The sequence below is a fragment of the Novosphingobium sp. UBA6272 genome (assembly GCF_002440635.1).
Taxonomy (GTDB): domain Bacteria; phylum Pseudomonadota; class Alphaproteobacteria; order Sphingomonadales; family Sphingomonadaceae; genus Novosphingobium.
On the sequence record NZ_DJUW01000017.1, the window covers coordinates 24,237 to 49,221 of the forward strand.

The 24,985-nt window shown below is 64.3% G+C and carries 19 protein-coding genes; 15 read left to right on the top strand and 4 right to left on the bottom strand.

Annotation, left to right across the window (positions count from 1 at the left end):
• Window positions 1-6 precede the first annotated feature (6 nt).
• From rpoC to B2V17_RS09080, 3 genes are all read left to right on the top strand, one after another.
• Window positions 7-4,296: a DNA-directed RNA polymerase subunit beta' gene (rpoC, locus tag B2V17_RS09070; RefSeq protein WP_292997028.1), complete on the top strand. Its 4,290-nt coding sequence runs from the start codon at window positions 7-9 to the stop codon at window positions 4,294-4,296.
• A gap of 262 nt (window positions 4,297-4,558) precedes the next feature.
• A complete protein-coding gene (locus tag B2V17_RS09075) occupies window positions 4,559-5,428 on the top strand; it encodes a beta-1,6-N-acetylglucosaminyltransferase (RefSeq protein WP_292997029.1) in 870 nt (289 codons plus the stop codon).
• 33 nt (window positions 5,429-5,461) lie between these two features.
• Window positions 5,462-5,593 carry a hypothetical protein gene (locus tag B2V17_RS09080; protein ID WP_292997030.1) on the top strand — a complete coding sequence of 44 codons (132 nt, stop codon included), beginning with the start codon at window positions 5,462-5,464 and terminating at the stop codon, window positions 5,591-5,593.
• Window positions 5,594-5,599: 6 nt separating this feature from the next.
• On the opposite strand, the gene B2V17_RS09085 is transcribed toward B2V17_RS09080, so the two are convergent.
• The gene (locus B2V17_RS09085; RefSeq protein ID WP_292997031.1) at window positions 5,600-6,718 is read right to left on the bottom strand and encodes a serine hydrolase domain-containing protein; all 1,119 of its coding nucleotides are present in this window, start codon (window positions 6,716-6,718) and stop codon (window positions 5,600-5,602) included.
• Window positions 6,719-6,775: 57 nt separating this feature from the next.
• On the opposite strand from B2V17_RS09085, the gene B2V17_RS09090 reads away from it, so the two are divergent.
• The 4 genes from B2V17_RS09090 (at window position 6,776) to B2V17_RS09105 (ending at window position 10,785) form a co-directional block, all read left to right on the top strand.
• Window positions 6,776-8,437, top strand: coding sequence for an NAD+ synthase (locus B2V17_RS09090; RefSeq protein ID WP_292997032.1), 1,662 nt, complete (start codon window positions 6,776-6,778; stop codon window positions 8,435-8,437).
• A 59-nt stretch (window positions 8,438-8,496) separates the two neighbouring features.
• Window positions 8,497-9,243, top strand: coding sequence for a hypothetical protein (locus B2V17_RS09095; protein ID WP_292997033.1), 747 nt, complete (start codon window positions 8,497-8,499; stop codon window positions 9,241-9,243).
• Between the two features lie 247 nt (window positions 9,244-9,490).
• Window positions 9,491-10,519, top strand: a complete 1,029-nt coding sequence (locus B2V17_RS09100; RefSeq protein WP_292997034.1) for an aspartate-semialdehyde dehydrogenase — start codon at window positions 9,491-9,493, stop codon at window positions 10,517-10,519.
• A gap of 44 nt (window positions 10,520-10,563) precedes the next feature.
• Complete coding sequence (locus tag B2V17_RS09105) at window positions 10,564-10,785, top strand: hypothetical protein (RefSeq protein WP_292997035.1); 222 nt, start codon at window positions 10,564-10,566, stop codon at window positions 10,783-10,785.
• On the opposite strand, the gene B2V17_RS09110 is transcribed toward B2V17_RS09105, so the two are convergent.
• Window positions 10,782-13,529: a [protein-PII] uridylyltransferase gene (locus B2V17_RS09110; protein ID WP_292997036.1), complete on the bottom strand. Its 2,748-nt coding sequence runs from the start codon at window positions 13,527-13,529 to the stop codon at window positions 10,782-10,784. The two genes, B2V17_RS09105 and B2V17_RS09110, sit on opposite strands and share 4 nt — an antisense overlap.
• The gene (locus B2V17_RS09115) at window positions 13,526-15,238 is read right to left on the bottom strand and encodes a class I adenylate-forming enzyme family protein (protein ID WP_292997037.1); all 1,713 of its coding nucleotides are present in this window, start codon (window positions 15,236-15,238) and stop codon (window positions 13,526-13,528) included. The genes B2V17_RS09110 and B2V17_RS09115 overlap by 4 nt, the downstream gene beginning before the upstream one ends.
• 163 nt (window positions 15,239-15,401) lie before the next feature.
• On the opposite strand from B2V17_RS09115, the gene lgt reads away from it, so the two are divergent.
• The 7 genes from lgt (at window position 15,402) to B2V17_RS09150 (ending at window position 22,455) form a co-directional block, all read left to right on the top strand.
• The gene (gene lgt / locus B2V17_RS09120; RefSeq protein WP_414690793.1) at window positions 15,402-16,295 is read left to right on the top strand and encodes a prolipoprotein diacylglyceryl transferase; all 894 of its coding nucleotides are present in this window, start codon (window positions 15,402-15,404) and stop codon (window positions 16,293-16,295) included.
• A complete protein-coding gene (locus tag B2V17_RS09125) occupies window positions 16,292-17,350 on the top strand; it encodes a class I SAM-dependent methyltransferase (protein WP_292997039.1) in 1,059 nt (352 codons plus the stop codon). Before lgt ends, B2V17_RS09125 begins: the two co-directional genes overlap by 4 nt.
• 80 nt (window positions 17,351-17,430) lie before the next feature.
• Window positions 17,431-18,600, top strand: coding sequence for an acyl-CoA dehydrogenase family protein (locus tag B2V17_RS09130; RefSeq protein ID WP_292997040.1), 1,170 nt, complete (start codon window positions 17,431-17,433; stop codon window positions 18,598-18,600).
• Window positions 18,601-18,608: 8 nt separating this feature from the next.
• On the top strand, window positions 18,609-19,370 hold the full coding sequence (locus B2V17_RS09135; protein ID WP_292997041.1) for a hypothetical protein: 762 nt from the start codon (window positions 18,609-18,611) through the stop codon (window positions 19,368-19,370).
• Complete coding sequence (locus B2V17_RS09140; protein WP_292997042.1) at window positions 19,367-20,968, top strand: carboxyl transferase domain-containing protein; 1,602 nt, start codon at window positions 19,367-19,369, stop codon at window positions 20,966-20,968. Before B2V17_RS09135 ends, B2V17_RS09140 begins: the two co-directional genes overlap by 4 nt.
• 106 nt (window positions 20,969-21,074) lie before the next feature.
• Entirely contained in the window at window positions 21,075-21,647 is a 573-nt protein-coding gene (locus tag B2V17_RS09145) for a lysophospholipid acyltransferase family protein (protein WP_292997043.1), read from the top strand.
• A complete protein-coding gene (locus B2V17_RS09150) occupies window positions 21,640-22,455 on the top strand; it encodes a DUF1295 domain-containing protein (RefSeq protein ID WP_292997044.1) in 816 nt (271 codons plus the stop codon). Before B2V17_RS09145 ends, B2V17_RS09150 begins: the two co-directional genes overlap by 8 nt.
• Here B2V17_RS09150 and B2V17_RS09155 read toward each other — a convergent pair.
• Window positions 22,436-24,175: a bifunctional metallophosphatase/5'-nucleotidase gene (locus B2V17_RS09155; RefSeq protein WP_292997045.1), complete on the bottom strand. Its 1,740-nt coding sequence runs from the start codon at window positions 24,173-24,175 to the stop codon at window positions 22,436-22,438. The two genes, B2V17_RS09150 and B2V17_RS09155, sit on opposite strands and share 20 nt — an antisense overlap.
• A gap of 168 nt (window positions 24,176-24,343) precedes the next feature.
• Between B2V17_RS09155 and B2V17_RS09160 the strand changes: the two genes are divergently transcribed.
• Window positions 24,344-24,979, top strand: coding sequence for a TetR/AcrR family transcriptional regulator (locus B2V17_RS09160; protein WP_292997046.1), 636 nt, complete (start codon window positions 24,344-24,346; stop codon window positions 24,977-24,979).
• Window positions 24,980-24,985: the final 6 nt, after the last annotated feature.

Below are 24,985 nucleotides of genomic sequence, written 5' to 3' on the forward strand. Positions count from 1 at the left end.
TGAAACATGAACGACCTTACCAAGTTCACCAACCAGATCGCGAAGCCCGAAACCTTCGACCAGATCCAGATCGGCCTCGCCAGCCCCGAGCGGATTCGCTCGTGGTCGTTCGGCGAAATCAAGAAGCCGGAAACGATCAACTACCGGACCTTCAAGCCCGAGCGCGACGGCCTGTTCTGCGCCCGCATCTTCGGCCCGGTGAAGGACTACGAGTGCCTGTGCGGCAAGTACAAGCGCATGAAGTACAAGGGCGTCGTCTGCGAAAAGTGCGGCGTCGAAGTGACCGTGACCAAGGTCCGCCGCGAGCGGATGGGCCATATCGAACTGGCCGCGCCGGTTGCGCACATCTGGTTCCTGAAGTCGCTGCCTTCGCGCATCGGCCTGCTGCTCGACATGCAGCTCAAGATCCTTGAGCGGATCCTGTACTTCGAAAGCTATGTGGTGATCGAGCCGGGCCTGACCCCGCTCGAAAAGTACCAGACGCTGACCGAAGACGAGCTCTACGATTACCAGGACCAGTACGGCGAAGACGCCTTCTCGGCCGGAATCGGCGCCGAGGCGGTCAAGCACATGCTGATGAGCCTCGACCTCGTGCAGGAAAAGGAAGACCTGCTCAAGGAACTGTCCGAGACCAAGTCGGAACTGAAGCCGAAGAAGATCATCAAGCGGCTGAAAGTCGTCGAAAGCTTCATCGATTCGGGCAACCGCCCCGAATGGATGATCCTCGACGTGGTGCCGGTCATTCCGCCCGAACTGCGCCCGCTGGTGCCGCTCGACGGTGGCCGTTTCGCGACCTCGGATCTCAACGATCTGTATCGCCGCGTGATCAACCGCAACAACCGCCTCAAGCGCCTGATCGAGCTGCGCGCGCCGGACATCATCGTCCGCAATGAAAAGCGCATGCTGCAGGAAGCGGTTGACGCGCTGTTCGACAACGGCCGCCGCGGCCGGGTGATCACCGGCGCCAACAAGCGTCCGCTGAAGTCGCTCAGCGACATGCTCAAGGGCAAGCAGGGCCGGTTCCGCCAGAACCTGCTCGGCAAGCGCGTCGACTATTCGGGGCGCTCGGTGATCGTCACCGGTCCCGAACTCAAGCTGCACCAGTGCGGCCTGCCCAAGAAGATGGCGCTCGAACTTTTCAAGCCGTTCATCTACGCCCGGCTCGATGCCAAAGGTCTGTCGATGACCCTCAAGCAGGCCAAGAAGTGGGTCGAAAAGGAACGCAAGGAAGTCTGGGACATCCTTGACGAGGTAATCCGCGAACACCCGGTGCTGCTGAACCGCGCGCCGACGCTGCACCGTCTCGGCATCCAGGCCTTCGAACCCGTGCTGATCGAGGGCAAGGCGATCCAGCTGCACCCGCTGGTCTGCTCGGCCTTCAACGCCGACTTCGACGGTGACCAGATGGCGGTCCACGTGCCGCTCAGCCTCGAAGCCCAGCTGGAAGCCCGCGTGCTGATGATGTCGACCAACAACATCCTCAGCCCCGCCAACGGCAAGCCGATTATCGTGCCGTCGCAGGACATGGTCCTGGGACTCTACTATCTCTCGATCGATCGGGAGAACGAGCCGGGCCAGGGCATGATGTTTGCCGACATGGCCGAAGTGCATCAGGCGATTGAAGTCGGCGCGGTTACGCTCCACTCCAAGATCATCGCCCGCGTGCCGCAGACCGACGAGAAGGGCCAGCAGTACCTCAAGCGGTTTGAGACTACCCCCGGCCGAATGCTGATCGGCGAGTGCTTGCCCAAATCGCACACGGTGCCCTTCGACGTAGTCAACAAGGTGCTGACCAAGAAGGAAATTGGCGACGTTATCGATCAGGTCTATCGCCACACCGGCCAGAAGGACACGGTGCTGTTCGCTGACGCGATCATGGCGCTGGGCTTCCGTCACGCCTTCAAGGCGGGGATCTCGTTCGGCAAGGACGACATGATCATCCCCGACAGCAAGGTGGCGCTGGTCGATGAGACCAAGGCCTTGGTGGCTGACTATGAACAGCAGTACCAGGACGGCCTGATCACCCAGCAGGAAAAGTACAACAAGGTGATCGACGCCTGGAGCCGCTGCGGCGACCAGGTTGCCAACGCCATGATGGACGAGATCAAGGCCAGCCCGATCGACCCCGAAACGGGCCGTCAGAAGCCGATCAACTCGATCTACATGATGTCGCACTCCGGTGCGCGTGGTTCCCCGACCCAGATGAAGCAGCTGGCCGGGATGCGCGGGCTGATGGCCAAGCCTTCGGGCGAAATCATCGAGACCCCGATCATCTCGAACTTCAAGGAAGGTCTGACCGTTCTTGAATACTTCAACTCCACCCACGGCGCCCGCAAGGGCCTCGCGGACACCGCGCTCAAGACCGCGAACTCGGGTTATCTGACCCGCCGTCTGGTCGACGTGTCGCAGGACTGTGTGGTGGTGGTCGAAGACTGCGGGACCGAACGGGCGCTCGAAATGCGCGCGATCGTTCAGGGCGGCTCTACCATCGCTTCGCTTGGCGAACGCATCCTCGGCCGGACTCTGGCCGAAGACGTCGCCAACAAGGATGGTTCGGTGCTGGTTGCCAAGGGTACCCTGCTGGACGAAGCGGCGACCGCAGTGGTCGAGGCTTCGGGCATCCAGGCGGTCAAGATCCGCAGCCCTCTGATCTGCGAAGCCGAACAGGGCGTTTGCGGAACCTGCTATGGTCGCGATCTGGCCCGCGGGACCCCGGTCAACATCGGTGAAGCGGTCGGCGTCATTGCTGCCCAGTCGATCGGTGAACCCGGCACCCAGCTGACCATGCGTACCTTCCACATCGGTGGTGCGGCCCAGGTCAACGAACAGTCGCACCTCGAAGCGATCAGCGACGGTACCGTGATGTACCGCGACATCCCGACCATCACTGACAAGCGCGGGCGGCGTCTGTCGCTGGCGCGCAGCGGTGAAATCGTGGTGCTCGATAGCGAAGGGCGCGAACGGGCGATCCACAAGGTCCCCTATGGTACCCACCTGCTCCACGAGGACGGCGCGATCATCAACGAAGGCGATCGCCTGGCTGAATGGGATCCGTTCACCTTGCCGATCATCACCGAAAAGTCGGGTGTGGTGAAGTATCAGGATCTTGTCGACGGCAAGACCCTGACCGAACTGACCGACGACGCGACCGGGATGTCCAGCCGCGTGGTGACCGAAAACCGTTCGGCCAGCCGCTCGAAGAAGGAGGACCTGCGTCCCCGCCTGACCCTGCTCGACGATGCCAGCGGTGAGGCCGCGCGCTATATGATGGCTCCGGGCACCACCCTGTCGGTCGAGGATGGCCAGACGGTCGAAGCCGGCGACGTGCTGGCCCGCGCCAGCCGCGAAGCCGCCAAGACCCGCGACATCACCGGCGGTCTGCCGCGGGTTGCGGAACTGTTCGAAGCCCGCAAGCCCAAGGATAACGCGATCATCGCCAAGACCTCGGGTCGGATCGAATTCGTCCGCGACTACAAGGCCAAGCGCAAGATCGCGATCATCCCCGAGGAAGGCGATCCGGTGGAATACCTGATCCCCAAGTCGAAGACGATCGACGTGCAGGAAGGCGACTGGGTCAAGAAGGGTGACAACCTGATTTCCGGCTCGCCCGATCCGCACGACATCCTGGAAGTGCTGGGGGTTGAGGCGCTGGCCGAATACCTCGTCGCGGAAATCCAGGAAGTCTACCGCTTGCAGGGCGTGAAGATCAACGACAAGCACATCGAGGTGATCGTTCGCCAGATGCTGCAGAAGGTCGAGATCACCGACGGTGGCGACACCGTGCTGCTCGCCGGCGAACAGGTCGACCGTGAGGAAATGGACGAATACAACGCCAAGCTGCCCCTCGGGTCGGCTCCGGCGGTGGGCAAGCCGGTGCTGCTGGGTATCACCAAGGCTTCGCTGCAGACCCGCAGCTTCATCTCGGCCGCTTCGTTCCAGGAGACCACCCGCGTGCTCACCCAGGCGGCGGTCGAAGGCAAGCGTGACAGCCTGATCGGGCTGAAGGAAAACGTGATCGTGGGCCGCCTGATCCCGGCCGGTACCGGTGCGGGCATGAACCGCCTGCGGGTCACTGCCACCAGTCGCGACGCCGCGCTGCGCGCCTCTTACCGCAAGCTGCAGGAGAGCCTGATCGCTCCCGACAACGCCGCGGAAGAGCACGCAGCCGAACTGGCCCAGGGTCCGGAAGCCGCGATCGGCGACGATCCGCTGGCCATGGTCGAAGGTGAAACCCACGGCCTTGATGCCGATGCGGGCGAATACCTGAACCCGGAAGCGGCCGAAGGCGAAGAATAAGCGCCTTCAGTCCCAAAAGCTGAACAACGAAGACCCCGCCGGCGCGATCCGGCGGGGTTTTTGTTTGCCTCGGCCGGTCAGCCCTTACAAATCGCCAGTGTGTCCCCATATGGAGCTTACGCCCCTGCGCCGTCGCGCGGATCTGTCCGGCGATGTCTCATTTCGATCAAAACAGGTTTGATTGGCGTTCCTGAGGCAGGAATCGACGCCGCTTGGTCCGGGGCTTTGACAGCCCGGTCCTACGCGAACGGAGACGCTCGCCATGATCGCCTATTTCATTCTCGTTCACCGGTTTCCGGAACAATTCAAGCGGCTGTTCCGATCGATCTATCAGCCCGGCAACAGCTATGTTGTACATATCGACAAGAGCTCAGGGCCAGAGCTCGCCAAGGATCTGGGACGTTTTCTGGCCTCGTACCGGGGCGTAAGGATCCTGCCCGCGCGTAACGCGCTGTGGGGTGGTTACAGCCTGGTCGATGCCGAACTGCGCGGCATGGCGGCGCTGTTGCAGATGGACAGCAGCTGGACACATTACATCAACCTTTCCGGACAGGACTTCCCGCTCAAGAGCCAGGAGTATATCCGCAGCTTTCTGACCGCTCACCCCGACCGGCAATTTATCCGCGCGGTTTGCCAACGCAGCCAGCGGCCGGAAACGCTCAACCGGGTCAGCCATTACTTCGTCGAGCGATTCGGCCGGATCTTTCGCACCCGGATCGCTCGCAAGTTCCTGCCAGGCGCAGCCCCGTTCATCGGCACCCAGTGGAAAGCGGTGACACGCGGCTTCTGCGAATTTGTCTGCGCCGACAGGCGGGTCGCGCGGTACAAGGCCTTTTATCAGCACAGCTTCATTGCTGATGAGGCCTTCTTTCAGACAGTTCTGATGAACCACGCCGATCAGGGCGAAGTGGTCAACGACGATCTAAGGATGATCGATTGGGTCCCGGATGGCCCGATCAAACTGCGCCCGCGCAATTTCGGCAGCGCCGATATCGCCGCACTAAGGCTGAGCCCCGACCTGTTCGCACGCAAGTTTGACGGCGAAGAAGATCGCGAAGTGCTGGGGCTGCTCGAAGCCCATCTCAAAACGCGCGCCGCGACGCATTATCTGGCCCCCGCCATCGCCGCATGAACCCGGCACATTACCTCCCGAAAGGAGCCAACCATGGCCAAATCGCAGAAGAAATCGAACCGTGAGGCACGCAAACCCAAGGCCCCGAAGGTCAAGACCAACGTCTCAAACCCCAGTGACAAGCCCGGCGTGGTCCGCGGGCTCGACAACATGAAGAACAAATAGCGCCGCTCAGGCGTAAGCCACCCGCTCCAGCGCGCCGAAGCAGGCCAGCGCGCCCGGATCGCCGAACGGCGAAAGCTGGCTCATCATCACGCCGCCCACCCCGACGGCGGGATCGATCCAGTAATAGGAATTGAACACCCCGGCCCAGGCCAGGCTGCCTGGGCTGCGACCGTTGGGGCCCTGCTCAGGATTGATCAGGAAGCCCAGCCCCCAGCCGGTGTGCTGATCGGGGAAGGTATCATAGGGCAGGGCGAAGTTGGGCATCACGCTGTCCATAAATCCGGCGCGCAGGGTTCCAATCTGGTTGCGGCCCATTTCCGCGACCGTTTCGCTGGTCAGGATCCGTTTTCCGTCCAACTCGCCGCCGCGCAGCACGGCCCGCACGAACCGGGCATAGTCGCTCGCCGTGCTGATCAGCCCGCCGCCGCCATTGTGGTACTCGCCGCCGCCGATGAACATCGGCTGGACTCTTGGCGATCCGCCCTCGTCCCGGACGTGAACCTGCGCTGCGCCATCGGGCAGGGCATCAAGGAAACCGGTGCGGGTCATCCCGAGCGGGGCGAAGACCTGTTCGGCCAAATAGTCGCCAAGGCTTCGGCCCGTCGCCGCTTCGACCGCGAGCCCGACCCAATCGGTCGCCACCGAATATTCCCAACGATCCCCCGGATCGAACATCAGCGGCATCTTGATCGAAGCCTTCGATCCCGGCTCGGGCATCCCGACCGCGCCGAAATACTGCAGCACTTGCGAATGCACGAAGAAATAGCCCAGCCCGGCCGTATGGGTCAGCAGGTGGCGCAGCGTGATCGGCCGCGCTGCGGGGCGCAATTGCGGCTGTCCTTCGCCGTCAAAGCCGGTCAGGACCTGGGCATCGGCAAGATCGGGCAACAGATTGCCGATCGGCGCGTCGAGGCCAAGCTTTCCTTGTTCGACCAGCTGCATCGCTGCGACCGAGACCAGCGCCTTGGTCATCGAGGCGATCTGGAATTGGGTGTCGAGCGCCAGCGGCGCCTTGCTCTCCACGTCGCGCACCCCGTGGCTCTCGGCAAACCGCACTCCGTCGCGGTCAACGATCATTCCCACCACACCGGGCATGTTGGCGGCTGCGAAAGCCTGATGGAACATCTGTCTCTCCCTCTTCTTGCCATTGGCTAACGCGGTCGCAGGGCTTAGGAAAGCCCTATGACCGATCGCCTCTCCATCACCCTTGCCCAGCTCAACCAGTCGGTCGGCGATATTGCCGGCAATGCCAAGGCAATGCTCGCCGCGCGCGAGCGGGCCAAGGCCCAGCGCGCGGACCTGATCGTCTTTCCCGAAATGCAGCTGGTCGGCTATCCGGCCGAGGATCTGGTGCTCAAGCCGGCCTTCGTCGCCCGCGCCGCGGAAGAGCTTGAGGCGATGGCCCAGGTCACCGCCGATGGCGGTCCGGCGATGCTGGTCGGCTCGATCTTCGTGGTCGACGGCGCATTGCACAACGGGGTGGCCCTGCTCGACGGCGGAAAGGTTGCGGCGGTCCGGCTCAAGCACGAGCTACCCAACTACGGCACTTTCGACGAGGTTCGCCTGTTCCAGCCCGGCCCCCTGCCCGAGCCGATCGGGTTCAAGGGCGTGCTGATCGGCCTGCCGATCTGTGAGGACGTCTGGCATCCCGACGTTTGCCGCCATCTCGCCGATTTCGGAGCTGAGCTGCTGATCTGCATCAACGGCAGCCCTTACGAGATAGACAAGGACACGCTGCGGATCGAAGGCGTGGCCAAGCGCCGCGCCGCCGATACCGGGCTGCCGCTGGCCTACCTCAACCGCGTCGGCGGACAGGATGAACTGGTGTTCGATGGTGCCAGTTTTGTGGTGGGCGGCGATGGCTCGGTCCCGGTGCAGATGGCCGACTGGGAAGAGCAGGAAGTCACCACCCGCTGGACCCGTACGGACAAGGGTTGGCGCTGCGAGCCGGGCGAAGTGGCGCTACTGGCCGAGCATCCTGAGGACATCTACTGCGCGATGGTCCTGGCCTTGCGCGACTATGTGAATCGCAACCGCTTCCCCGGCGTGGTGCTGGGCCTTTCGGGCGGGATCGATTCCGCGATCTGCGCTGCGATTGCCGCCGATGCGCTGGGGCCGGAACGAGTCTGGTGCGTGATGTTGCCGAGCCGCTTCACCAGCCAATTGAGCCTCGATCTCGCCACCGAATGCGCGACGATGATCGGCTGCCGGTACGACACGATCCCGATCAATCCGGCGGTGATGGCCTTCGACGAAATGCTGGCAGGCAGTTTCGCCGACAAGGAATACGATATCACCGAGGAGAACGTGCAAAGCCGGATCCGCGGCGTCACCCTGATGGCGCTCTCCAACAAGTTCGGCCCGATGCTGCTGACCACCGGCAACAAGAGCGAGATGAGCGTCGGCTATGCCACGATCTACGGCGACATGGCGGGCGGCTACAACCCGCTGAAGGACGCCTACAAGATGACTGTCTTCGCGATCAGCGAATGGCGCAACCGGCACAAGCCCAAGATCGGCCTCGGCCCCGACGGCCCGGTAATGCCCGCCGGGATCATCACCCGCCCGCCTTCGGCCGAACTGCGCCCCGACCAGAAGGACGAGGATTCGCTGCCGCCCTACAAGATTCTCGATGGCATCCTGCTCGGCCTGGTCGAGCATGAGAAGAGCGTCGACCAGCTGGTCAGCGAAGGCTTCGACCGCGACACCGTGGTCCGGATCGAGCGCCTGCTCTACGTGGCCGAATACAAGCGCCGCCAGGCCCCGCCGGGGGTCAAGCTGGGCACGCGCAATTTCGGGCGGGATCGCAGGTATCCGATTACGAATGCGTTTCGGAGTGCGTAGTTGAAATAGTTCTGGCCACTGCCTAAGTCCCTGTTCAAGAAGTATTGGGGGGACGGCAAATGTGGCAAGACATCAAATTGGTCTATCAGACCGCGTGGCGCTGCATCTGGTTGCTTCCATTACTGTTCCTGATCTCTCCCGTCGTCGAAATGGCCCAGCATGTGGTCGAAATTCGGACCGGAATGTATGACAGTCTGGCCGCTGCCAAAGCCGTAGCCGACGATCCGCTGCGCATGACGTTCGGCTTTGCCAAAGTCATCGCGCTCGCCCTGCCGACATACTGGTTCATCCGCCTGATGGCCTTCGGCGGTCCCGAGCGTGCGGCGCGGTTTGAATGGCCGGCCATCGGCCTGTGGCTGGTGCTGTTTGCCCTGAGCGTGGTCCAGCAGGGCTACTCGCTGTTTGGAATACCGGTCGGGCAAGTGCTGGGGCTGACCGGCAAGACGGCGATCTGGGCCGGGCCGGTCCTTGCGATAGTCTGGTCGATCATCGGCATCTACCTGATGGCCTGGGTGGTCGCCTGGACCCTGGGCAATCGGGCGATCGGGCCGGTCAGGTCCTTCAGCGTCATGGCCGGATCGTTCTGGCGGACGCTGGGCTATTCGGTTGCCTGCATCCTGCCGCTGATGGCGGTGCATTATGCGCTCGGCTATCTGGCCATCGCGCTGACGCCAGCCTGGCTCGACTGGCCGGTGCTGATCCTGGACGCGCTGGTGGTGGGCCTGCTCGCCTGCACCATGGCCGGCTCAAGCTATATCGCGGCCCGCAGCGCGGCGGCGCGCAAGAACGTCGATCTGGCCGGATGACGCAGCATTGTTTCACGCTGCACTGCAACAAAGGCGTTGCCATTGCGCAATGGGACCGCTAGAGGCGCGTCCCATGTCGAACATGCCGGCCATTACCATTACCACCAAACCGACCGCCCCGGCGGGACCGGTTGTGGGGATGCGTAGCTAAGGCATCCAGGCAACCCGCCCCGCACCGAGCAGGCGGGGCATCCAATCACGGATCAAAAGAACCCCCGCACTGCTCTTCCCCATCAGGAGTAGCATCATGGTTCATCGTTTCCCCAAGGGTCAGCAGCTCAACGTCGGCATCGTCGGCGCGACCGGCGTGGTCGGTTCGACCATGCGCGAGATCCTGAAAGAGCGGAACTTTCCGATCAGGCAGCTGCGGCTGTTCGCTTCGGCGCGTTCGGCGGGCAAGGTGATCGATGGCGTAACGATCGAAGACGCCGCCACGGCCGACTATGCGGGGCTCGACATTGTGCTGTTCTCGGCAGGCGGATCGACCTCGAAGGCATTGGCACCCAAAGTTGCTGCTGCAGGCGCCATCGTGATCGACAACAGTTCGGCCTTCCGTTCGGACCCGGATGTGCCGCTGGTCGTTGCCGAAGTGAATGCGCATGCGATGGCGGACCTGCCCAAGGGGATTATCGCCAATCCCAATTGCACCACCATGGCGGTGATGCCCGCCTTGAAGCCGCTGCACGATGAGGCGGGCCTCAAGCGGATCGTGGCCAGCACTTACCAGGCAGTGTCAGGCGCGGGGCTGGAAGGGATCGAGGTGCTCGCACGTCAGCTTGACCACGTCGGCGACAAGGCGCGGCTGCTGGCCGAAGGTGGCCATGACAATCTGCTGCCTGCCGCCGAAAAGTGGGCAGTGCCGATGGCGCACAATGTGGTTCCGCTGAACTATGTGCTGGGCGAGGACGACTACACCGAGGAAGAGCTCAAGCTGCGCGACGAGAGCCGCAAGATCCTCGGCATCCCCGGCCTGCCGGTGTCGGGCACCTGCGTGCGGGTTCCCGTGTTCACCGGGCATTCGATCTCGCTCAACGTCGAATTCGAGCGCCCGATCAGCGCGAGCCGCGCGCTTGAACTGCTGGCGCAGGCCCCCGGCGTGGTGCTGAGCCAGTGCCCCAATCCGCTCGAGGCGACCGGCAAGGATCCGGTCTTCGTCGGCCGCGTCCGGGTTGACCGCACGGTCGAAAACGGCCTGGCGCTGTTCGTGGTGGGCGACAATCTGCGCAAGGGCGCGGCACTTAACGCGGTGCAGATCGCCGAAGCGTTGATCGGTTAAGGCAAGTCGCGGGAACGCAACATAGCTTCGCTAGTTCCTGCGTCATGAAACGCAAAGCTATGATGAGCGGGCCAGGCTATGCGGCCATGGCCCTGGGTGTACTCTTGATCGGGGCAGTCGCACTGGTCCTGACGGCGGGCTATCCGGCAACCAGCGCAATCCTGCTGCTGGCGATGTCGGTGGCGCTCGCCGGGATCGGGCATGGCTGGAACCGCGAACTGAAGCGCCGGCGGCGGCGGACGGAATCACGCGAGCTGCGGATCTAGGCCGCCGCCACTTCGATCGTTTCCTCGTCGGCCGCTTCGAGCAGCTTCTTCTCGACCGTCTTGAGCCGCTGGACCGATTCGACTTTCTCGCCCAGCAGGTCGGTGACGTAGAAAGTATCGACCGCGCGTTCGCCATAGGTGGCGATGTGGGCGGAATGGACCATCAGCTTGGCTTCGAACAGCGCCCGGGCGAGCCGGTTGAGCAGCGCCGGACGATCGCGGGCGTTGACCTCGATCACGGTGAAGCGGTTTGACGCGGCGTTGTCGAATTCCACCCTTGGGCGGACGTCGAAGGCATCGGCACGCGGACGGGCGAGCGGACGTGCGGCCAACTGCGGCACCAGCTTGATCTTGCCCCCCAGCGCGTCGGCGATCATCGCCTTGATCCGGGCCAGCTGGCTGTCTTCCGAAAACGGCCGGCCCAGCGGGTCCTGAACCAGGAAATTGTCGACCGCCATCCCGCCCCGGGTGGTGTGGATCCGCGCATCGATGATGTTGCCGCCGGCCAGGTGGATGCCGCCGGCAATCCGGTAGAACAGCCCCGGATGGTCGGCGGCGATGACCGTGACCAGCGTTGCCCCGCGCGCGGCGTAATACTCGGTCCGCACGTCGAGCGCCTGGCCCTTGGCGAGGTCAAGCTGGACCAGGTTGCTGGCGATCACATCGTCCGGCTCGGCGATCCAGTAGGCATCGTTGAACTGCCTGGAATACTTTTCTACCAGCTTGCCCTGAGCGCCGAGCCGCTCGGTAACGATCTGGCGCTTGGCCGCGATCCGGTGTTCGCGGCCATGCTGGACATGGCCCAGCCGCAGCCGCTCTTCGGTCGCTTCGTAAAGTTCGTGAATCAGCTGGCGCTTCCAGCTGTTCCATACGCCCGGCCCGACCGCGCGGATATCGACAATGGTCAGCATGGCCAGCAGCCGCAGCCGCTCGATCGACTGGACCTGGGCGACAAAGTCGGTGATCGTCTTCCAGTCGGCCAGATCGCGCTTGAACGCGACTGCACTCATCAACAGGTGCTGGCGGACCAGCCAGGAAACATGCTGGGTTTCCTCGTCGCTCAGCCCCAGCCGCGGCCCCAGCTTGAGCGCGACCTCCGCCCCCAGCACAGAGTGATCCCCGCGCCGACCCTTGGCGATATCGTGGAGCAGGATCGATACGTATAGCGCGCGGCGGTTGACCACCTTGTGGACGATCGCGGTGGCGAGCGGATGGTCCGCCTTCATCTCGCCTTTCTCGATCCGCGACATCAGCCCGATCGCGCGGATGGTATGCTCGTCGACTGTGTAGTGATGATACATGTCGAACTGCATCTGGGCGTTGACCCGCCCGAAATCGGGCACGAACCGCCCGAATACCCCGGCCTCGTTGAACCAGCGCAAGGCTGTTTCGGGGTCGTGGCGGCTGCTCAGCAGGTCGAGGAACAGGGCGTTCGCGCGGGGATCCTCGCGCACGGAATCGACCGCGCGGGCATCGCGCACCGCCAGCCGCATCGCATCGGGGTGCAGTTCCAGCCCCTGGGCATCGGCCAGCACGAAGATTTCGATCAGCCGGACCGGGTCCTCGGTGAACCAGTCATCGGCCGGTACGTTGATCCGCCCGCCGAACACCGGATAGCCCTTCACCATCCGTCGCCGCGCGCGAAAACCGGCCAGCAGGCCGCGAGGTGTCTTCTTGGTCGACTGGTCCTCCAGCTGGGCGAGGAACAGCCCGGTCAGGTGCCCGACGCGCTTCGCCTGCAGGAAGAAGTACTGCATGAACCGCTCGACCGCGCTCTTGCCCGGCCGTTCGGCAAATTGCATCCGCGTGGCAACTTCGCGCTGCAGATCGAAGGTCAGCCGGTCTTCGGCGCGGCCGGTGATGGTGTGCAGGTGGCAGCGCACCGCCCAGAAGAAATCCTCGGCGCGGCGGAAAGCCCGGTACTCGGCCGGACTGAGCAGGCCTACCCCGACCAGCTCGGATACGTCGCGAACGTGGTGAAGGTACTTGCCGATCCAGTAGAGCGTGTGCAGATCGCGCAGGCCGCCCTTGCCTTCCTTGACGTTGGGTTCGACCACATAGCGGCTGTCACCCAGCCGCTTGTGCCGGTCATTGCGCTCGGCCAGCTTCTCGGTGACGTAAAGCCGCTCGGTCCCGGCAACGACCTCGGCCCAGAACCGGCGCTCCACATCATCAAACAGCGCCTGATCGCCCCAAACATAGCGCCCTTCGAGCAGGGCCGTGCGGATCGTCAGGTCGCCCTTGGCCATCCGGACCATCTCGTCGAGCGAGCGGCTGGAATGGCCGACCTTCAGCCCCAGGTCCCACAGGAAATAGAGCATGGCCTCGATTACCTGCTCGCACCACGGGGTCTGCTTGATCGGGGTGATGAAGGCGATGTCGACATCGGAATGCGGCGCCATCTCGCCCCGGCCATAGCCGCCGACCGCCATGATCGTCAGGCGCTCGCCCGAAGACCGGTTTCCGGACGGATAGACATCGCGGACCACGTGGTCGTGAATCACCCGGACCAGCTGGTCGACCAGAAAAGCCTGGGCCTCGGCGCTGAGGTGGCCCGACGAAGGCCGCTCAGCCAGCCGCCGCGCAATTTCCTCGCGTCCGGACGCCAGCGCGCCGCGCAGCAATTCGACGACTCGAGGCCGGGCCTTGGCCGCGCCGCCCGCATCCACCGCTTCGGAAATGGCCTCGGCCAGCGCCCGGCGATCGATCACCGCGCGCTGGTTGGCGATGCGGGTCCGGTTCACCCGTTCGATTTCTGCTCTGCTTCCCACACCGGCAGGTAACGGGCCTTGAGCGCCCGCTTGTCAACCTTTTCGGTGCCGAGCCGGGGCAAGGATTCCTTCTCTTCCCACAAGCGCACCGGGACCTTGAACGGGGCAATATGCTGCAGCAGGTATTCGCGCAAAGCCTCAGGGGTTAGCGTCCGGCCCTCTTCCGCGACATAGACCGCCGCGACCTGCTCGCCGAACTTCTCGTCGGGCAGCCCGAACACGCTCGCTTCGCCCACATCGGGGTGAGCATAGATCGCCTCTTCCACCTCGATGCAGCTGATATTCTCACCGCCGCGGATGATGATGTCCTTCTTGCGGTCGACGATGAACAGGTATTCGTCTTCGTCGAGGTAGCCGAGATCGCCGGTGCGGAACCAACCATCGGGCATGATCGCCGCGGCGGTAGCCTCAGGATTTTCCCAATAGCCACCGAAGTTGACGATCGAGCGGAAGGCGACTTCGCCAACCCGGTTCGGCGGCAGAACCTTGCCGTCATCGTCCAGAATGCCGCATTCGATCAGCGGCTTGGTCGCGGTGCCGGTCGAGCCAGGCTTGGCCAGGTAATTCTCGTTGAGATTGCCGCAGCCGGCGGCATTGGTTTCGGTCAGGCCATAGCCGAGCAGCGGGAAGGCATGGGGCAGCGCCTCCTTGATCCGGCGGACATGCTCGACCGGGCGCGGCGCGCCGCCGGCGGCGAAAGAGGTGCAGCTCGACAGGTCATACTTGTCGCGGTTCGGGTGGGTCGCGATTTCGAAACTCATCAGCGGAACGCCGACGAAATAGGTGACCTTTTCGCGCTCGATCAGCCGCATTGCCTCTTCGGCATCCCACTTGGGCATAAGCACCAGCTTGCGTCCGATCACGAACGACTGGAGGAACAGCGGGACTTCCCCGGTGACGTGGAACAGCGGCACGTTGACCAGGCTGCACGGCTGCATGGTCGGCGCCTCGTTGCGCTCGGTCAGCATGGTCAGGATCGTCAGGGTCTGCGCGACGTAGGAGAACACCGCCTGGGTCACCGCGCGGTGATCGGACCAGGCGCCCTTGCTGAGCCCGGTCGAGCCCGAGGTGTAGAGGATCGTCGCCAGATCATCGCCTGTCAGCGAGGGCAGCGGGGTTTCGGCATCGCCGCCCTTGGCCAGCAGCGCAGCAAGGCCCTGTTCCCAGCCGCAGTCATGTTCGAACAGCACCACCTGCGTATCGACATCGAGTTCTGAGATCCGGGCGGCGCGCTGCTTGTCGGCCAGCACGATCGTGCAGCCGGTCAGCTTGATCCCGGCGGCCATTTCCTCGCCGCTCCACCAGCCGTTGAGTAGCGAGGCGCAGCCGCCCGCCATCAGCACCGCCATATAGGCGATGATCCAGTTGGTCGAATTGCGGGCGGCGATCCCGATCCGGTCACCCTTCTTGACCGCGTGCCCGCCGACCAGTCCGCCCGCCACCGCGCGCGCCGCGGCATAGGTCTGGGCGAAGGTCAGGCGGATTTCTCCATCGACCAGAAATTCCGCATCGCCGTGCTGGGCGCAGAACATCTCGAACAGGGCCGGCAGGGTCGGCGGGGCGTTCTTGAGCATCGGCAACTGCTGGCCATAGCGTTCGAACGGTATGGTTTCGAGCATCCCCCCAGGGGCGGTCAGGCGGGCAACAACATCATCAAGCGCGGTATCGAGTTCGCTGCGCATGCGGCATCCTTCTGCTGTGTGATCCGGAATTACCGCGCCCCTTCCGCGTTGCCCCGGTGTCTCCTCAAATCTCGGCACCGGGTTTGTTTCCCGGCCTGCTCTGTGCCACAAGCGGCGCCGAAGCGCCCATGCGGCATCGAACATCTAAGGGGTTATGCACTTGCTGTCACTATCGCTTGCACAGCTTGCCGCCGCGGCAAGCAGCGCGCCGATCCATTTCGAGGACCTGGGCCTCAGCCCCAACCTGTTCACGATCGGCAGCTTTTCGCTGCGCTGGTACAGCCTGGCCTATTTAGCCGGCATCTTTCTGGCCTATTGGCACACCTCGAAGGCCATCAAGACCGCCGGGGCGCCGCTCGCGCAGCGCCATATCGACGATCTGTTCTTCTATTGCACCCTGGGGGTGATCCTGGGCGGACGGCTGGGTTATGCGACCTTCTACACCGGCGGCAACACCGGCATTCCCAGCCTGTGGGCACATCCGGGTCAGCTGGTCCAGCTGTGGCATGGCGGGATGAGCTTTCACGGCGGGCTGATCGGGGTGGTCCTGGCGATCAGCTGGGTCTGCTGGCGCAACAAGCTCTCGATCCTGCGCGTGGCCGACTATGTCTCCGTGGCGGTGCCGTTCGGCATGCTGTTCGGCCGCCTCGCCAATTTCGTCAATGGCGAGCTGTGGGGCCGGGTTGCCGGAACCGATGTGCCCTGGGCGATCGTCTTCAAGGGCGCGGGCGAGCTGCCGCGCCACCCCAGCCAGCTCTATGAAGCGCTGCTCGAAGGGCTGCTGCTGGCGCTGATCCTGGTGCCGCTGTTCTGGAAGACCCGCGCGCGGTTCCGGCCGGGCCTGCTGGTCGGAATCTTCACGCTGGGGATCGGGATCGGCCGCTTCGTGGTTGAATACTTCCGCGAGCCCGATGAGCAGTTGCAGGAATTCGCCCGCCAGACCGGCCTGTCGATGGGCCAGTGGCTGACCATTCCGCTGATCGCGCTGGGTCTGTTCTTCCTGATCCGGGCGCTACGCCGCCCCGAGCTGGGAAGCAGCACCCCGACCCCGCAATGAGCGAAGAGGCCCAGAAGGAATCGCTGGCGACGATCTTCCGCCGGCTGATCGCCAATACCGGGCCGATCAGCCTGATGCATTACATGGGCGAATCCAACGCCCGCTATTACGATTCGCGCGACCCGCTGGGCAGCGCAGGGGACTTCGTCACCGCGCCCGAAATCAGCCAGATGTTCGGCGAGCTGATCGGGCTATGGCTGGCCGACATGTGGATCAATGCCGGGCGCGAAGAGCCGGTCCACTATGTCGAGCTGGGCCCCGGGCGCGGTACCCTGGCCCAGGATGCGCTGCGCACGGCGAAGCGCTATGGACTGGAGCCGACGATCCATTTTGTCGAGAGTTCAACCGAGCTCAAGGACGTTCAGCTCGCCGCGATTCCCGGTGCGCAGTGGCACCACGACTTGTCGACCGCGCCGCCCTATGGCCCGATCCTGCTGGTCGCCAACGAGTTCCTCGATGCCCTGCCGGTGCGGCAGCTGGTCAAGACCCCCGACGGCTGGCGCGAACGGATGGTTGTGCCGGAGGGTGAGCGCTTCGTCTGCGTGGCCGGGTCACAGCCGATGGACGCCGCGGTGCCAGAAGCGCGCCGCGCGGCCGAACCGGGGACGATCATCGAGACCTGCCCCGGTGCGGCGGCGGCGGTCTACGAAGTGGCCGGTCGGCTGGTCGATCAGGGCGGAGCGGCCCTGTTCATCGACTATGGCCATGACCAGATCCGCGATGGGTCGACGCTGCAGGCGGTGCGCGACCACCTTAAAGTCGATCCATTTGTGGCTCCCGGCGAGGCGGACCTGACCGCCCACGTCGATTTCGCCACGCTCGCCCCGATTGCTCTGTCGCGCGGGTGCAAATGGCTCGGCACGGTCCCGCAGGGGCGCTGGCTGCGCAACCTTGGGATTGAGGCCCGCGCCCAGACCCTGGCCGCGGCCGCGCCGCAGCACGCTGCCGCGATCGAAAGCGCCAAGGAGAGGCTCGTGAGCGAAGGCCAGATGGGCCTGCTGTTCAAGGTGATGGGGCTGGCTTCGCCCTCCTGGCCGGGTGGTGCGGGGTTCTGATCCCGAAACTGCTTTCGTCTGTAACCGGTTTGCGCACCGCGCACCTGTTGGCTATGCGCTGAACGACCAGAGGAGTTCCCATGCGCGCTACCCCCGATTTCGATTTCGCCCTGCCCGAAAGCGCGATGATGATCCGCGAGGCGGCGGGCCGCTTTGCCGACGAGAAGATCGCCCCGCTGGCCGCGCGCGCCGATGCCGAGGACTGGTTCCCACGCGATGAGCTGTGGGCGGCGATGGGTGAGCTGGGGCTGCACGGGATAACGGTCGAAGAGGAATGGGGCGGGCTGGGCCTGGGCTATCTCGACCATGTCATCGCGGTGGAGGAAGTCAGCCGCGCAAGCGCCTCGATCGGCCTCAGCTATGGCGCGCACTCCAACCTCTGCGTCAACCAGATCCGGCGCTGGGGCAATGACGAGCAGAAGGCGAAATATCTGCCCCGGCTGGTCAGCGGCGAACATGTCGGCAGCCTGGCCATGTCCGAAGCCGGCGCGGGTTCGGATGTGGTTTCGATGAAACTGAAGGCCGAGGCGGCGCAGGGCGGATACCTGCTCAACGGCACCAAGTTCTGGATCACCAACGCGACATGCGCGGACACCCTGGTGGTCTACGCCAAGACCGCGCCCGAATCCGGATCGCGCGGCATCACCGCCTTCCTGATCGAGAAGGACGACGAAGGCTTCAGTATCGGCCAGAAGATCGACAAGATGGGCATGCGCGGCAGCCCCACCGCCGAGCTGGTGTTCAACGATTGCTTCATCCCCGAGGACCGGATCATGGGACCGCTCCACGGCGGGGTCGGCGTGCTGATGAGCGGCCTCGATTACGAGCGCGTGGTGTTGGCCGGGTTGCAGCTTGGGATCATGCAGGCCTGCCTCGACGTGGTCATCCCCTACCTGCGTGAACGCAAGCAATTCGGCAAGCCGATCGGCGCGTTTCAGCTGATGCAGGCCAAGGTGGCGGACATGTATGTCGCGCTGCAATCGGCCCGGGCCTATACCTATGCCGTGGCGAAAAGCTGCGATGCCGGGCAGACCACCCGCTTCGACGCCGCCGGCGCGATCCTGCTGGCCAGCGAGAACGCCTTCAAGGTTGCGGGCGAAGCGGTTCAGGCCCTGGGCGGGGCGGGATATACCAAGGACTGGCCGGTCGAGCGCTACCTGCGCGATTCCAAGCTGCTCGATATCGGCGCCGGGACCAACGAGATCCGCCGGATGCTGATCGGGCGGGAGTTGATTGGAGCGGGGGGCTGACCAGCGGCATGAGTAGCCCGGACCCCTGGGGCGAACTCCCAAGCCCCGCACTCAAGCGTCTCTATCGCCCGCAGGCCGCGCGCGATTGGGCGCTGACGATCGAGCCGATGGTGTTCTCACCCGGCTATTGGGGCGCGGCGCAGCTGGTGGAAGAGCTGGTGGTGCTGCGCCGGGGTGACGATGTCTGGATGTCGCTCGCACCGCTCGAGCTGGAAAGCGAGGCGATCGGGATCGCTGCGGCCAGCGGCCACGTGGTGGTGATGGGGCTGGGGCTGGGCTGGGCCGCGGCCGAATGCGCGCTTCGCAATGAGGTTGACGCGGTGACCGTGGTCGAGGCCGACTCGGCGGTGATCGCCTTGCACCGGGACTTGAACCTGTTCGCCCGTCTGCCGGACCGCTGCGGCGACAAGGTCCGGATCGTGCCGCACGATGCGATGACCTGGCAGGCCGATCGCGCGATCGATATCATGATCGCGGACATCTGGCTGCCGCTGATCGGAGACAGCGACCGCGCTGCAGACGTGCGCCAGATGCAGGCCAATGTCGCGGCACGCGCGGTCTATTTCTGGGGGCAGGAGCTTGAGCTGGCCCGTCAGGCGGTCGCCCGGGGCCTTGCAATCGACCAGGCCGGGATTGCTGCCGTGGCGGAGAGCTGGGGCCTTCCGCTTGTCGGCCCGAACACGCCCGACTATGCCACAAGAACCCGGGCAGCAGCGCAAGCGTGGATGCGCGGCCGCTGGCTAACCGGCACGGAGAATCCTTTCGCATGAGCGCACCAGTCCTTTCCACCTCCCTCAACCCCGACGATCCGCAGGCCCAGGCCCGCGCCGCGCACAACCGCGCGCTGGCGCAGGATCTGCGCGCGCGGGTGGCCGAGGCGGCGCTGGGCGGGAACGAGAAATCGCGAGAGCGGCATACCAGCCGGGGCAAGCTGCTCCCGCGCGAACGCGTCGAGCGGCTACTCGATCCGGGTTCGCCCTTGCTGGAGATCGGGCAGCTGGCGGCGGACGGCGTCTATGGCGAGGATATCCCCGGCGCCGGGATAATCACCGCGATCGGGCGGGTGTCGGGCCGGCAATGCATGATCGTTGCCAACGACGCGACGGTGAAGGGCGGCACTTACTATCCGCTGACGGTCAAGAAGCACCTGCGCGCGCAGGAGATTGCCGAGCAGAACCACCTGCCCTGCATCTACCTGGTCGACAGCGGCGGGGCCAACCTGCCGCACCAGAGCGAGGTCTTCCCCGACCGCGACCACTTTGGCCGGATCTTCTTCAACCAGGCGCAGATGAGCGCCAAAGGCATCCCCCAGATCGCCTGCGTGATGGGCAGCTGCACCGCCGGCGGGGCCTATGTCCCGGCGATGAGCGACGAGACGGTGATCGTGCGCAACCAGGGCACGATCTTTCTGGCCGGGCCTCCGCTGGTCAAGGCCGCGACCGGTGAGGAAATCAGCGCCGAGGACCTGGGCGGCGGCGATCTGCACGCCCGCAAGTCCGGCGTGGTCGATCACCTCGCCGAGAATGACGAGCATGCGCTGACCATTGTCCGCGACATCATCAGCCACCTTGGCCCGCGCCACGATCACGGCTTGCCGCTGAAGGAACCGCGCGCACCGAAGTATGATGCGGAAGAGCTTTACGCCATCGTCCCCGACGATGTCCGCGCGCCCTACGATGTCCACGAAGTGATCGCCCGGCTGGTCGACGGCAGCGAATTCCACGAGTTCAAGGCGCATTACGGCTCGACGCTGGTCTGCGGCTTTGCCCACATCTGGGGCATGCCGGTGGCGGTGCTCGCCAACAACGGCGTGCTGTTCAGCGAGTCTGCGGTCAAGGGCGCGCACTTCATCGAGCTCGCCTGCCAGCGCAAGATCCCGCTACTGTTCCTCCAGAACATTTCGGGCTTCATGGTCGGCGGCAAGTATGAGGCCGAGGGGATCGCCAAGCACGGCGCCAAGCTGGTCACCGCGGTCGCCACCGCGACAGTGCCCAAGCTGACCGTGCTGATCGGCGGCTCTTTCGGTGCGGGCAATTACGGCATGTGCGGCCGCGCCTATAGCCCGCGCTTCCTGTTCACCTGGCCCAATGCCCGCATCTCGGTGATGGGCGGAGAGCAGGCCGCATCGGTGCTCGCAACGGTCCACCGCGATGCCGAAAGCTGGACGGCGGAACAGGCCGAAGCGTTCATGGCTCCGATCCGCCAGAAGTACGAAGACGAAGGCAACCCCTACCACGCCACCGCGAGGCTGTGGGACGACGGGGTGATCGACCCGGCGCAGACGCGCGATGTGCTGGCGCTGGCGCTGGCGGCGGCGCTGGAAGCGCCGATACCCCAACGGCCAGCTTTCGGGGTGTTCCGGATGTAGCTAGATTTCGTCCCGGCGTTGCCCCAAGGTGCGCAGGAATGGGAGAGGCAAGCCAATGCAGCAAGAGGGGCGAGCGCCTTCAATTTCATCGCGCCTGGTGCGCTGGGTGATCCTGAAGATCTACAACTGGAAGGGTTGGAAGCTGGAAGGCAGCCTGCCCGAAACGCGCAAGTTCGTGATCGCCGGGGCGCCGCACACATCCAACTGGGACTTCGTGTTTTTCACCGGGGCGACCAATGCGATGGGGATCAGGCCCAACTTCATGGGCAAGCACACCCTGTTCACCTGGCCGATCAAGCGCTTTATGGAAGACATGGGCGGGATCCCCGTCGACCGTTCGAAACGGGCCAACTATGTCGAGCAGGTTGCCGCCGAATTTGCCCGGCGCGACGAACTGGCGCTGGTCGTGGCCGCCGAGGGCACCCGCAAGACCGACGGTTCATGGAAATCGGGATTCTATCATATCGCCAAGGCCGCCGGGGTGCCGATCGTGCCGACCTGGGTCTGCAACAAGGACAAGCGGCTGGGGTTTGGTCCGGCGATCTGGCCGAGTGGCGATTATGCCGCTGACCTGGCCCGGATCGCCGCCTATTTCCGCTCGATCCTGCCCGATGAGCCACGTTTCAAGGTACTCGAAGCCCAGGCACAACGCTTGCTGAAGGAACAGTCCGATGCTTGAAGCCCTTGCCCTCAATGCCGCGATCCTGATCGCCACGGTGCTGCTGCTCTGGATGATCTCGGTCCGGATCAACGATGTCTCGTTCATAGATTCGTTCTGGGGTGCCGGGATGGGGCTGGTGGCGGTGATCAGCTGGCTGCAGATCAGACCCTCGCCCGAGCCGCTGGCGACGCTGATCATGGTGATGACCGCGGCCTGGGGCTTTCGCCTCGGCATCTACCTGCTGCGCCGCTGGCGGCGCGAGGGCGAGGACCAGCGCTATGTCCGGATCCTGCGTAAGGACCGCGAGGCCGGGCGCTTTGCCTGGGCCGCGCTGACCAAGATCTGGCTGGGCCAGGCCTTCCTGCTGTTCCTGGTGTCGAGCCCGGCGCAGGTCGGGATCCTGGCCAGCGGCAAGAGCGCGCCGAATCTGACCCTCGCCTGGGCCGGACTGGCGGTCTATCTGGTCGGGATCTTCTTTGAATGGGTGGGTGACTGGCAACTCGCCCGGTTCAAGGGCAACAAGGCCAACGAAGGCAAGATCCTCGACACCGGTCTGTGGCGCTATACCCGCCACCCCAACTATTTCGGCGATTGCGCCGCCTGGTGGGGGATCTGGCTGTGCTGCGCGGCGGTCGGCTGGACCTATGCGCTGCTGACCCTGCCCGGGCCGCTGTTCCTGACCTTCACACTGACCAAGTGGTCAGGCGCGGCGCTGCTCGAAGCGGGGATGAAGAAAAAGCGCGGCGACAAGTATGCGGAATATATCGCCCGCACCTCGTCATTCATTCCCTGGCCGCCCAAAAGACCTAGCCGCCAACCCGCTTGACCCGGTCCTCGCCCGGTACGGCGCGCGGCGGGACCGCCTTGAGCCAGGCTTCGAGCGCGTCGATATCGGGCATGCCGACTACCGCGTCGCGCTGACGGGTGAACAGGCTGAAGGTATCGCCTCCACCAGCCAGGAAGCTGTTGGTGGTGACCCGATAAGTAGCCGCCGGATCAATCGCCTGGCCATTGAACGTCATCGCGACGATGCGGTCGCCAACCGGGCGACTGAGGTCGATCGTATAGGAGAAGCCCGCCGAAGGGCTCAGCACCTGATGTGGCCCGCTGGCATCGAACCCCTGTTCAAGCACGGCCTTCAGCTCCGCTCCGGTCAGCGACTGGGTGATCAGCGTGTTGTTGAACGGCTGGGCGGCATAGATAGACCCGAAGGTCACTGTGCCGTCCGCTTCGGGTACGATCGGCTTGCGGATCCCGAACGGGTTCATGAAGGCGATCTGGGCACCCGCCCCCAATGTCGCGCCAAGCTGCGCATCGGCGATCAGGTTGCCTTCGGGGCCGCCCTGGTTAGGGAAACCGGCAGAGGGCGCGCGGTCAACCGGGCCGGCCAGCTTGCCGACCGGGCGCAGGGAATAGGCCTTGGCCGCCTCGCTGTATTTGCCGACATATTCCGCCACATCGGGCCGTGCGGCAAAGCGCGGCAGGTCCTTGGCCTCGTCCACGAAACCGCGCGGCGACTGGTAGGGATCGCTTTGCACGATCACATTGCGCGCGCGCTTGGCGACGACCCGGCCGGCCACCGGATCGATTTCCAGCGTGATATCGGTCACCAGCTGGCCATAGACCCCGGCGCTGGTCAGCAGGATCGGCTGCTTCGGGTTAATCGCACCGTAATCGCAGACATAGGACCAGTGCGTGTGACCCGAGACCACGACGTCCACACCCGGATTCAGCCGGTCGAGGATACCCTTGATCGGCCCGGTCAGTTTTTCACAGCCCGACGGATCGGGCGTGCCCGCAGTAAAGCCGCCTTCGTGGATCATGACAACCACGGCATCGGCCCCGGCGGCGCGCAGGCGCGGCACTTCGGCATTAATCGCTTCGGCTTCGTCGCCAAAGTTGAAGCCTTTTATCCCGTCGGGGGAGACCAGACTGGGCGTGTCTTTGAGGGTCAAGCCGATAAAGCCGACCTTCACCGCTTGGCGGCCCTTGCCAAAGGTCTTGATCGCGGTCGCGGGGAACAGTGAGGTGCCGTCGGCGCGCCGGGTGCTGGCGGCGAGATAGCGGAACCGCGCCCCCTTGAACTGTTCGACCTGGCAGGGCTTGCGCGCGGTATGTTGGGCGCAGCCGCCGTTCTGCTTGCGCAGCAGTTCGTCGGTGCCGTTGTCGAATTCGTGGTTGCCGACCGCATTGAAATCGAGCCCAATCCGGTTGAGCACCCCGATTGTCGGCTCATCGAGGAACAGCGACGAGGTGATCTGCGAGGCCCCGATCAGGTCGCCGGCGGCAACCGTCGCCGAATTGGGATACTTCGCCCGGATTGAATCGACCGCACTTGCCAGGAACGCCGCGCCGCCGGCTGGAACCGGGCGCACCCCATCGGCCTCTCCAGGGGCAGGGACCAGCACTGCGGTTCTGGGCGGCTCCAGCGCGCCGTGGAAATCATTGAGGGCGATGATTCCCACTGTGACCGGCGCGGCGCCGCCGGAAGCCGATTTGAACCCGCCCGGCTGGGCACAGGCTGCCAGCAGAGGCAACACGGCCATGGGGACGAGGCGGGCGAATCGTGCGGTGCGCTGGGTCGGTCGAAGCATGGCAGACACCTAGCCGATGGGTCGTGCTCCGCAAGAGTGGCGTATTATTAAGATAATACGGTTTCTTGAAAATTTCACGGATGCATTTATATGATGCCGAAACACCCTGGGGAGTTCAGCATGGCCCGTCCGCAATCCGATATCGACGCGGGACGCCAGCAATTGGTCGAACTGGCGATCGCGCTGATCGAAGAGCGCGGATCGAGCGCCATGACCATGAGCGAGATCGCCGCCCGCGCCGGAATGTCGCCGGCCAGCTTCTATCGCTATTTCGAAAGCAAGGAGGCCCTGATCGAAGCGGTAGCGGCCCACTGGTTCCAGCCCAAGGTGGCAATCATGGAAGAGGTCGTTTCCAGTGATTTGCCGGCCCGCCGCAAGATGTTCGAATTCTTTGCCCGCCGTTTCGCGCTGATGCAGGCCGAGTGGGAACGCGATCCGCTGGCCTTCGCCACCTATGCCGAACTGGGCAGCGAGAACTTTGAACTGGTCCGATCCTATATCGATCTGGGCGATCACTATCTGGCCGAAATCATCGGTGAGGCCATGGCCGAAGGCCATTTTGCGGGGCTCGAAATTGACGAGGCGCTCAGCCTGATCAATCAGATGGTCAACGTTTACGTCAACATCGGGGCAATGGCCTACCTGATGCCCAAGCTCAGCACCGACAAGCTGGCACGGATCATCGATGCCGTGTTCGACGGGCTTTTCGCTACGGATCGCGGGGCCAAGGCGATCAGCGGGCTGAGAGCTGCCTGAAATTCC

Excerpts from the sequence above, each read along its gene's own strand:
- rpoC (WP_292997028.1), top strand. The coding sequence starts at position 7 with ATGAACGACCTTACCAAGTTCACCAACCAGATCGCGAAGCCCGAAACC.
- B2V17_RS09075 (WP_292997029.1), top strand. The coding sequence starts at position 4,559 with ATGATCGCCTATTTCATTCTCGTTCACCGGTTTCCGGAACAATTCAAG.
- B2V17_RS09080 (WP_292997030.1), top strand. The coding sequence starts at position 5,462 with ATGGCCAAATCGCAGAAGAAATCGAACCGTGAGGCACGCAAACCCAAG.
- B2V17_RS09085 (WP_292997031.1), bottom strand. The coding sequence starts at position 6,718 with ATGTTCCATCAGGCTTTCGCAGCCGCCAACATGCCCGGTGTGGTGGGA.
- B2V17_RS09090 (WP_292997032.1), top strand. The coding sequence starts at position 6,776 with ATGACCGATCGCCTCTCCATCACCCTTGCCCAGCTCAACCAGTCGGTC.
- B2V17_RS09095 (WP_292997033.1), top strand. The coding sequence starts at position 8,497 with ATGTGGCAAGACATCAAATTGGTCTATCAGACCGCGTGGCGCTGCATC.
- B2V17_RS09100 (WP_292997034.1), top strand. The coding sequence starts at position 9,491 with ATGGTTCATCGTTTCCCCAAGGGTCAGCAGCTCAACGTCGGCATCGTC.
- B2V17_RS09105 (WP_292997035.1), top strand. The coding sequence starts at position 10,564 with ATGAAACGCAAAGCTATGATGAGCGGGCCAGGCTATGCGGCCATGGCC.
- B2V17_RS09115 (WP_292997037.1), bottom strand. The coding sequence starts at position 15,238 with ATGCGCAGCGAACTCGATACCGCGCTTGATGATGTTGTTGCCCGCCTG.
- B2V17_RS09125 (WP_292997039.1), top strand. The coding sequence starts at position 16,292 with ATGAGCGAAGAGGCCCAGAAGGAATCGCTGGCGACGATCTTCCGCCGG.
- B2V17_RS09130 (WP_292997040.1), top strand. The coding sequence starts at position 17,431 with ATGCGCGCTACCCCCGATTTCGATTTCGCCCTGCCCGAAAGCGCGATG.
- B2V17_RS09135 (WP_292997041.1), top strand. The coding sequence starts at position 18,609 with ATGAGTAGCCCGGACCCCTGGGGCGAACTCCCAAGCCCCGCACTCAAG.
- B2V17_RS09140 (WP_292997042.1), top strand. The coding sequence starts at position 19,367 with ATGAGCGCACCAGTCCTTTCCACCTCCCTCAACCCCGACGATCCGCAG.
- B2V17_RS09150 (WP_292997044.1), top strand. The coding sequence starts at position 21,640 with ATGCTTGAAGCCCTTGCCCTCAATGCCGCGATCCTGATCGCCACGGTG.
- B2V17_RS09155 (WP_292997045.1), bottom strand. The coding sequence starts at position 24,175 with ATGGCCGTGTTGCCTCTGCTGGCAGCCTGTGCCCAGCCGGGCGGGTTC.
- B2V17_RS09160 (WP_292997046.1), top strand. The coding sequence starts at position 24,344 with ATGGCCCGTCCGCAATCCGATATCGACGCGGGACGCCAGCAATTGGTC.